General features: G+C 66.6%; 5 protein-coding genes. All 5 read left to right on the plus strand.

What is annotated here, in order from left to right; genetic code table 11:
• On the plus strand, positions 1 to 450 hold a 450-nt coding region (locus BGN95_RS13275; protein WP_286772879.1), incomplete at its 5' end, for a class I SAM-dependent methyltransferase.
• A 107-nt stretch (positions 451 to 557) separates the two neighbouring features.
• Positions 558 to 2,915 (plus strand): heavy metal translocating P-type ATPase, encoded by a 2,358-nt coding sequence (locus tag BGN95_RS13280; RefSeq protein WP_286772880.1) that lies wholly within the window; start codon positions 558 to 560, stop codon positions 2,913 to 2,915.
• A complete protein-coding gene (cueR, locus tag BGN95_RS13285; RefSeq protein ID WP_007406402.1) occupies positions 2,912 to 3,310 on the plus strand; it encodes a Cu(I)-responsive transcriptional regulator in 399 nt (132 codons plus the stop codon). The genes BGN95_RS13280 and cueR overlap by 4 nt, the downstream gene beginning before the upstream one ends.
• A gap of 403 nt (positions 3,311 to 3,713) precedes the next feature.
• Positions 3,714 to 5,435: a PHA/PHB synthase family protein gene (locus BGN95_RS13290; protein WP_007406387.1), complete on the plus strand. Its 1,722-nt coding sequence runs from the start codon at positions 3,714 to 3,716 to the stop codon at positions 5,433 to 5,435.
• A gap of 3 nt (positions 5,436 to 5,438) precedes the next feature.
• Positions 5,439 to 6,536, plus strand: a 1,098-nt coding sequence (locus BGN95_RS13295; protein WP_286772881.1) for a bifunctional enoyl-CoA hydratase/phosphate acetyltransferase, incomplete at its 3' end; no start/stop codon positions are given.

Raw genomic sequence — 6,536 nt, forward strand, 5'->3', positions numbered from 1 at the left:
ATCGCGCGGCACAAGGCCGCTGTGCGGCGGGCCGATATCGACTGGCGTCAGGGATTTGCCAGGGACGTGGCCCCGGGTACCGCCGACGCTGTCGTGTCGAGTCTCGTGCTGCATCAGATGCCGGTCAGGGAGAAGGCGGCAACCCTGCGCGCCATCCTGCGCGCCATGTTCGCCATGCTGCGCCCGGGTGGGCGCCTGGTGATCGCCGATTATGGCCGCCAGCAGGGTTTCATGCGGCTTGCCTTCCGCCTGACCGTGCAGCGGCTCGATGGCATCGATGATACCCGGCCCAATGCCGACGGCGTGCTCCCCGGCCTGATCGCGGCGGCCGGCTTCAGGCATGTGGCCGAGACGTTTCGGCTTTTGACCATCACCGGCGCGATCGACTTGTTTACGGCGCATCGACCGGCGCAGGACCACGGCCTTACGGTTGCCAATGACCTTGGCTGATGGCGGCCAGGCGAACGGGCCCGCCGATTTGTCCGCTTAGGCGATTACGTATTGACCCTGACACGGTGTCAGACCCTAGATCGTCAGGCGTCGAAAGGAGCAAGGCGATGAACGAGACACATGGAGCGGCGCATGGCGGCGGTTGCTGCGGCGGCCACAGCGCCGCGAAAGCGGCGACCGGCGTCAAGGACCGGGTCTGCGGCATGACCGTCGACCCGGCGACCACGGCGCATCAAGCCGAGCATGGCGGTGAACGCTATCATTTCTGTAGCGCGGGCTGCCGGACCAAATTCATCGCCGATCCCGAGCGCTATCTCGGCCCGCCAGCGCCGCCGGTCGCGGCGCCCGAAGGCACGATCTGGACCTGCCCGATGCATCCAGAGATCCGGCAGGACCATCCCGGATCCTGTCCGATCTGCGGCATGGCGCTCGAGCCCGCGACCGTGACTGCCGACAGCGGCCCCAGCCATGAGCTGGTCGATTTCACACGGCGCTTCCGGGTCGGCCTGATGCTGGCCCTCCCGGTGCTGATCCTCGAGATGGGCGCGCATCTCTTTCCCGCGATCCATCGCCTCGTGCCGATGTCGATCTCGGTATGGATCCAGTTCGTGCTGGCGACACCCGTCGTGCTCTGGGCGGGCTGGCCCTTCTTCGAGCGTGGCTGGGCCTCGCTCAAGACCCGCAACCTCAACATGTTCACCCTGATCGCGATGGGGACCGGGGTCGCCTGGATCTACAGCGTCGTCGCGACGCTCGCGCCCCAGCTGTTCCCGCCCGCCTTCCGCGGAGAGGACGGCATGGTTGCCGTCTATTTCGAGGCGGCCGCGGTGATCACTGTCCTCGTGCTGCTCGGCCAGATGCTCGAACTGCGCGCGCGCGAGCGGACCTCGGGCGCGATCAAGGCGCTGCTTAACCTTGCGCCAAAGACCGCGCGCCGGATCGGTTCCGATGGCAGTGAAGAGGAAATCAGCCTCGATCTCGTTGCGGTCGGCGACCGCCTGCGTGTGCGTCCCGGCGAGAAGGTGCCGGTCGATGGCGTGGTCGAGGACGGCCGTTCCTCGCTCGACGAGTCGATGGTCACCGGTGAGTCCATGCCCGTCACCAAGGCCAAGGCCGACACGGTGATCGGCGGCACGCTCAACCAGACCGGCGCGCTCGTTATCGTCGCCGACAAGGTTGGCCGGGACACCATGCTGGCGCGCATCGTCCAGATGGTCGCCGAGGCGCAGCGCTCGCGCGCGCCGATCCAGCGCATGGCCGATCAGGTGTCGGGCTGGTTCGTGCCCGTGGTCATCGCGGTCGCGGTGGTCGCGTTCATCGCCTGGGGCATCTGGGGCCCCGAGCCGCGCTTCGCCTACGGGCTGGTTGCGGCGGTCGCCGTGCTGATCATCGCCTGTCCCTGCGCACTGGGTCTCGCCACGCCGATGTCGATCATGGTCGGGGTTGGCCGCGGCGCCGGGCTCGGCGTCCTCATCAAGAATGCCGAAGCGCTCGAGCATATGGAAAAAGTCGACACGCTCGTCGTCGACAAGACCGGCACGCTGACCGAAGGCCGGCCTGCCGTCACCCAGATCGTGCCGGCGCCCGGCTTCGACGAAGCCGAACTGCTGCGGCTTGCCGCCTCGGTCGAGCGGGCCTCCGAGCATCCGCTCGCGCTGGCGATCGTCGAGGCCGCCAAGGATCGCGGCATCCCCACGAGCGACGTCACCGACTTCGATTCCCCCACCGGACGCGGCGCGCTCGGCACCGTCGACGGCCGCCGGATCGTGCTCGGTAATGCGCGGTTCCTCTCGGAAGAGGGCATAGCAACCGACGCGCTGGCGGAGCAGGCCGACGCCCTGCGCCGGGATGGCGCCACCGCGATCTTCATCGGCGTCGACGGCACCGTCGGCGGCGCCTTTGCAATCGCCGATCCCGTGAAGCAGACGACGCCGGAGGCCCTGGCCGCACTCAAGGCCGAAGGCATTCGCGTGGTGATGTTGACCGGCGACAACCGCACCACAGCAGAGGCGGTGGCAAGGCGGCTCGGCATTGACGATGTCGAAGCCGAGGTACTGCCCGACCAGAAGAGTGCCGTCGTCGCGCGGTTGAAAAGCGAGGGGCGCGTGGTGGCGATGGCCGGCGACGGGGTCAACGACGCCCCCGCACTGGCTGCCGCCGATGTCGGTATTGCCATGGGCTCGGGCACCGACGTCGCGATCGAGAGCGCGGGCGTGACGCTGCTCAAGGGCGATCTCATGGGCATCGTGCGGGCACGGCGGCTGAGCCAGGCGACCATGTCCAACATCCGCCAGAACCTGGTCTTCGCCTTCATCTACAATGTCGCCGGGGTGCCGGTGGCGGCGGGCGCGCTCTATCCGCTGTTCGGCATCCTGCTCTCGCCGATCATCGCGGCCGCCGCCATGGCGCTCTCCTCGGTCAGCGTGGTCACCAACGCGCTGCGCCTCAACCGGAAAGCGCTGTGAACATCGGGGAGGCGTCGAAGCAAAGCGGGGTCTCGGAGCGGATGATCCGCCATTATGAGAAGATCGGCCTCATCCCGGCGCCGCCGCGCCGGGGAGCGGGTTATCGCGACTATGGCGAGAGTGACCTCCATCGCCTGCGGTTCATCGCCAATGCCCGCGATCTCGGTTTTCCGATCGAGGAGATCCGGACCCTGCTCGGCCTGTGGGCCGACACGGGCCGCAGCAGCGCCGATGTAAAGCGGGTCGCGTTGGCGCGGGCGGAGGAATTGCAGCGCAAGGCCGAAGCGCTGACGACACTGCGCGAGACCCTCGTCGATCTCGCCGAGCGCTGTCATGGCGACGAGCGGCCAGATTGTCCCATCATCGCCGAACTGAGTCTCGACAGAAAATGTTAGCGCCGGCCGCCTCTCGGACCAGACCCGCTCTGGCGGCCGGGGTGCTGATCGCACTTGGCATTCTCACGACGGGCCTCGCGATATATTTCCTCGCAGTCCGCCCGCCACTGCTGGCGGAGGATCTTCGCCATATCGGCGGCAACCCGCAGACCCTTTCGCCGGTATTGCGGGACTGGTTCGGCGGGATAGCTGGCTCGCCCGTGCGACCGCACTGAGCCTCCTGATCGTATTTGGCCGCTTTTCATACAGCAATGTCGTGCTGAGCTCTGACTTCTGGGGCTGGCATATGCGAGGCAATCCCTCCGTAGGACTACGGAGTGCGCAGAGGCTTCCTGCGCTTCAGGGCTTGTTGCACCGCAGCAGGAGCGAAAATGTGCAGAGTCGAAGCAATATCCCTGACCCGTTGGACGGTCTGGCCACGACGCTGGATCGGTCGAGCTTCGCCGCCATCGCGCAGCTGACTTCAGGCCAGTCGCCCGCCACTTTGGCGCAGTCTTTTTCCGACTGGTGGACGCACATTCTCTGCTCGCCAGGCAGGCAGCTGCAGCTCGCCGCCAAGGGCGGGCGCAAGCTGATGCGGCTCGCCGACTATGCCATGCGCAGCGCATCCGGCAGCGATCCCGAGCCGGCGATCGATCCGCTGCCCCAGGATCGGCGCTTCGCCGACGCAGCCTGGAAGCGCCATCCGTTCGACCTGATCGAGCAGGCCTTCCTGCTCCAGCAGCAATGGTGGCATGCCGCGACGACCGGCGTGAGCGGCGTCACCGGGCACCACGAAGCGATCGTCGAGTTCGCGACCCGCCAGATGCTCGACATGGTGTCCCCGACCAATTTCATCCCGACCAACCCCGTGCTCCAGCAGCGCATCCTCGAAACCGGAGGACAATGCCTTGTCGAGGGTGCGCGATTTTTTTGCGACGACCTGGAACGCCTGGTACGCGGGGAGCCCGCAGCGGGCACGGAGGCCTATCGGGTCGGCGAGAAGGTCGCAGCCACGGCTGGCAAGGTCGTGTTTCGCAACAGGGTCATGGAACTGATCCAATATGCGCCCGCAACCGAGACGGTGCGTCCGGAGCCGATACTGATCGTGCCGGCATGGATCATGAAATATTACATCCTCGACCTCTCCCCGGAAAATTCGCTCATCCGCTGGCTGGTAGGGCAGGGCTACACCGTGTTCTGCATCTCCTGGCACAATCCCGACAGCGCCGACCGCGATCTCGACATGGAGGATTATCGCCTGCTTGGGCCGATGGCCGCCGTGGATGTCATCCAGGCGATTACCGGCACCGAGAAGATCCACGCGGCCGGCTATTGTATCGGCGGCACGCTGCTCGCCATCACCGCGGCCGCGATGGCGCGCGATGAAGATAAGCGTCTGGCGAGCGTCACGCTGTTCGCCGCCCAGACCGAGTTTAGCGAGCCGGGCGAACTTGGCCTGTTCATCGACGAGGCGGAAATCAACCTGATCGATGCGATGATGTGGGCGCGCGGCTTTCTCGACAGCAGTCAGATGGGCGGCGCCTTCCAGATGCTGCGATCCAACGATCTGGTCTGGTCGCGCATCCTCTCGACTTATCTCATGGGCGAGCGCGAGCCGATGACCGACCTCATTGCATGGAATGCCGACGGCACCCGCATGCCCTATGCCATGCACGCGCAATATCTGCGGCGCTTGTTCCTCGACAATGACTTGGCCGAAGGGCGCTACGAGGCCGGCGGCCACCCGGTCTCGCTCTCGGGGCTGCGCATGCCGATCTTCATGGTGGGCACGGAAACCGACCACGTCGCGCCGTGGCGCTCGACCCACAAGCTCCACATGCTGACGGGCGCGGAGATCCGCTTCGTGCTGACGAGCGGTGGCCACAATGCCGGGATCGTCTCCGAGCCCGGGCATCCTCATCGCCACTTTCGCGTCGCGACACGGATGCAGGATGGCCCGGCGCCAGGTCCCGATACCTGGCTGGAGCGGGCCGAGCTGCGCGAAGGGTCGTGGTGGCCGGAATGGAGTTCATGGCTTGGATCGCACTCGGGCAAGGCGGCCGCCCCACCGTCGATGGGCGCGCCCGAACGGAACTATCCGCCGCTCGGTGATGCCCCCGGGCGCTACGTGCTGGAGCGCTGAGCCATGGCCACCGCCAACCTCATCGAGAACCGCACGTTCGACGAGATCGCCGTCGGCGACACGGCCAGCCTCACCCGCACGCTGACCGCCGACGACATCCAGCTCTTCGCGGCGGTGTCAGGCGACGTGAATCCGGCGCATCTCGACCCTGTCTATGCCGAAACGGACATGTTCCACAGGGTCATCGCTCATGGCATGTGGGGCGCGGGGCTCATCTCGGCGATCCTGGGAACCGAGCTGCCAGGGCCCGGTGCGATCTATCTCGGCCAATCGCTTCGCTTCACCCGCCCGGTGGGCGTCGGCGACACCATCACGGCCTGCGTCACCGTCGCGCAGAAGCGCGCCGAGCATCATGTCATCGTTCTCGACTGCGCCTGCGTGAACCAAAAGGGCGAGACCGTCATCAGCGGCCAGGCCGAGGTCAAGGCGCCCACCGAGAAAGTCAGCCGGCCCCGCATGCCGCTTCCCGACGTGCGGATCGCCAGCCACGACCGCTTCCGCCAGTTGATGGAGCGCGCCAAGGACGGATCCGCGTGCGTCACGGCCGTGGTCCATCCGTGCAGCGCCGACGCCATGCGCGCGGTGGCTGAGGCCGCCGACGCCGGCATCGTCGTTCCAATTCTCATCGGACCTGCGGCGCGTATGACGAATGCGGCGAAGGACGCCGGTGTCGATATTGCCGCCTTCCGGGTGATCGGGGTCCCGCACAGCCACGCCGCCGCCGCCGAAGCCGTCGCGCGCGTACGGGCCGGCGAAGCCGCGCTGCTGATGAAGGGTTCGCTTCATACCGACGAGCTCATGGGCGCGGTCGTATCGTCCGACATGGGCCTTCGGACCGAACGCAGGATCAGCCACGCCTATGTGATGGATGTGCCCGGCTATCCGCGCCCGCTCATCATCACCGACGCCGCGATTAACATCGAGCCGACGCTTGAGGACAAGGCCGACATCGCGCGCAACGCGATCGACCTTGCCCATGTGATCGGGATCGAACAACCCAGGGTCGCGATCCTCGCCGCCGTCGAGACGGTCAATCCAAGGATGCGCACCACATTGGATGCCGCGGCGCTCTGCAAGATGGCGGACCGGGGCCAGATCGAA

This window comes from Sphingomonas sp. 66-10 (genome assembly GCF_001897045.1).
Classification (GTDB): domain Bacteria; phylum Pseudomonadota; class Alphaproteobacteria; order Sphingomonadales; family Sphingomonadaceae; genus Sphingomonas; species Sphingomonas lycopersici.

Coding starts and splice junctions, on each gene's coding strand:
- BGN95_RS13280 (WP_286772880.1), top strand. CDS start 558: ATGAACGAGACACATGGAGCGGCGCATGGCGGCGGTTGCTGCGGCGGC.